The organism is Parashewanella sp. 2304DJ23-3 (genome assembly GCF_056591695.1).
Genome location: NZ_JBWQOH010000034.1, coordinates 1 through 527 on the forward strand (window position 1 = coordinate 1; position 527 = coordinate 527).

General features: G+C 37.8%; 1 protein-coding gene. It reads left to right on the plus strand.

What is annotated here, in order from left to right:
* Window positions 1–148 precede the first annotated feature (148 nt).
* Window positions 149–523 carry an outer membrane protein assembly factor BamE domain-containing protein gene (bamE, locus tag AC1EU2_RS18765; protein WP_480299801.1) on the plus strand — a complete coding sequence of 125 codons (375 nt, stop codon included), beginning with the start codon at window positions 149–151 and terminating at the stop codon, window positions 521–523.
* The last annotated feature ends 4 nt before the right edge of the window (window positions 524–527 follow it).

The window sequence follows — 527 nt, forward strand, 5'->3', positions numbered from 1 at the left end:
ATAACAAGCGCTTCAACAGGACAAATACTGGTTGGCTCCTGCGCTGCGCTCCGGATTATAGCCAACCAGTATTTGCCCGTTAAGGCGGGCGTTATGTGCCAAATCTAATTGATGAGATCAATTTTATAAACAAGGAAATATAGGGAATATGTTGAACAAATTGTCCAAAGCAGTCTTTCTTGCCGTAATTGCCTTAAGTGTTACAGGGTGCGTTTATACTTCAAACGTAAACTACGGAAATCAATTTACATCAGATCAAGTTGCTCAAATAAAGAAAAACGTAACAACTAAAGCTGATCTTATTTCAATTTTTGGTGAACCAGCTGTCAAAAGTGTTCTTAGTGAAACCGACGAAAAGTGGGTTTACACATATACAGGCGGTAAGGCTTCTGCTCAAGCTTTTACAATGAAAACTCAATCCAATATCAAAACACATATGTTGGACATATTAATTAAAAATGGTGTTGTTGTTAATTTTGCCGAGACTAACTCAGCCCACAACATGAATATATCTACTCAGTAGGCAC

Coding starts and splice junctions, on each gene's coding strand:
- bamE (WP_480299801.1), top strand. CDS start 149: ATGTTGAACAAATTGTCCAAAGCAGTCTTTCTTGCCGTAATTGCCTTA.